Annotated in this window: 3 protein-coding genes; all 3 read right to left on the bottom strand. The window is 65.0% G+C overall.

What is annotated here, in order from left to right; genetic code table 11:
- A partial coding sequence (locus tag WAW85_RS05810) for a YebC/PmpR family DNA-binding transcriptional regulator (RefSeq protein ID WP_422558694.1) occupies positions 1 to 713 on the bottom strand: 713 nt, incomplete at its 3' end.
- Positions 710 to 1,339, bottom strand: a complete 630-nt coding sequence (gene pdxT / locus WAW85_RS05805; RefSeq protein ID WP_422558693.1) for a pyridoxal 5'-phosphate synthase glutaminase subunit PdxT — start codon at positions 1,337 to 1,339, stop codon at positions 710 to 712. The genes WAW85_RS05810 and pdxT, both read right to left, overlap by 4 nt.
- Positions 1,336 to 1,849: acyl-CoA thioesterase (locus WAW85_RS05800; RefSeq protein WP_422558692.1), on the bottom strand; the 514-nt coding region annotated here is incomplete at its 5' end. The genes WAW85_RS05800 and pdxT, both read right to left, overlap by 4 nt.

Raw genomic sequence — 1,849 nt, 5'->3', positions numbered from 1 at the left:
ACGTTGCTGTACACGTTCTGCACATCGTCGGAGTCTTCCAGCGCGTCGATCAGCTTCATCACCTTGCGGGCACCCTCGGCGTCCACCGGAACCTCGACGGAGGCGCGGAAATCCGGCTCGGCCGAGTCGTAGTCGATCCCGGCTTCCTGCAATGCGGTGCGCACGGCCACCAGATCGGTCGGCTCGCAAACTACTTCGAAGACTTCGCCAAGGTCATTGACCTCTTCGGCGCCGGCGTCGAGCACCGCCATCAGCACATCGTCCTCGGTCTGCTCGCCCTTTTCCAGCGTCACGACGCCGCGGCGAGTGAACAAGTAGGACACCGACCCCGGATCGGCCATGTTGCCGCCGTTGCGGGTCATCGCGACCCGAACTTCGCCGGCCGCACGGTTGCGATTGTCAGTAAGGCATTCGATCAGAAGGGCGACACCATTGGGCCCGTAGCCCTCGTAGGTGATGTTCTGCCAGTCGGCGCCGCCAGCTTCTTCGCCGCCGCCGCGTTTGCGGGCCCGCTCGATGTTGTCGTTCGGGACCGAGGTCTTCTTGGCCTTCTGGATCGCGTCGTACAACGTCGGGTTACCGGCCGGGTCGCCGCCACCGGTGCGGGCCGCAACCTCGATGTTCTTGACCAGCTTGGCGAACATCTTGCCGCGCTTGGCATCGATGACGGCCTTCTTGTGTTTGGTGGTGGCCCATTTGGAGTGTCCACTCATGAGGCTCTCCCTTCCCTCGTCCGCCGACCCGTGACGATGTCGACGAAGTACTGATGAACCCGGAGATCGCCGGTGACCTCGGGATGAAATGACGTGGCGAGCACGTCGTCGTGACGAACAGCGACAATACGCCCCGCGGCCGGGCCCTCCGGCATAGTGGCGAGGACTTGTACGTCCGGACCCACCGACTCGACCCAGGGGGCGCGGATAAAGACTGCGCGTAACGGGTCGTCGTCGTCGGCTACCCCGGTGAACTCCAAGTCCGCTTCGAACGACTCCACCTGCCGCCCGAAAGCGTTGCGGCGCACCGTGATGTCGAGCGCATCGAGGTGCGTCGCATCCGGGCGGGTGTCCAGAATCTGAGAGGCCAACAGAATCATGCCCGCACATGAGCCGTAGGCGGGTAGGCCGTCGCGGATCGCGGTGCGCACCGGCTCGTACATCTCGAAGACGTCGAGCAGTTTGCTCATCGTGGTCGACTCGCCGCCAGGCAGCACCAGTCCGTCGACCGCATGCAACTCCCTTTCCCGGCGCACCGGGACGGCGCGGACGCCGCAGGCACTCAACGCATCGAGATGCTCGCGTACATCGCCCTGTAGGGCGAGGACGCCGATGGTTGCGCTCACTTCGCGGACTTCATGATCGATATCTGATCAGCCGGCACGTTGGTCCGGGTCAAACCCTCCTGGGTGACGGCGGCGACCATGCGACCCTCCCGGTCGAAGATCCGGCCCTGCGTCAGTGCCCGGCCGCCGCCCGCCGACGGCGAGGTCTGATCGTAAAGGAGCCACTCGTCGGTGCGGAAGGGACGCAGGAACCACATGGCGTGATCGAGCGAGGCGGTCTGCGCCCGCACGCCGGGGTGCGCAACTTTCGACGACCCCAGCAGCGTCATATCGCTCATGTAGGCGAGCGTGCACACGTGCAGCAATTGATCGTCGGGCAGCGGCTCCCGGTAGCGGAACCAGACGCGCTGCTGCGCGGCGAATGCGCCGTGGGTCACCAGTTGATCGCGCGGAACGATCCGGATATCGAAGTTCTCCCACTCCTTGAACAGGGAAAGCTCCGACTCCGGAACGCCCGCCATCTGGTCGGGGATGCTCGCGGGGTCGAGTGCCTGCGGCATCTGATCCTGG

It is taken from the genome of Gordonia sp. (in: high G+C Gram-positive bacteria), assembly GCF_049299075.1.
GTDB lineage: Bacteria > Actinomycetota > Actinomycetes > Mycobacteriales > Mycobacteriaceae > Gordonia.
The sequence above is the reverse complement of the archived record's forward strand: the minus strand, read 5'-3'. Positions and strand labels throughout refer to the sequence as shown.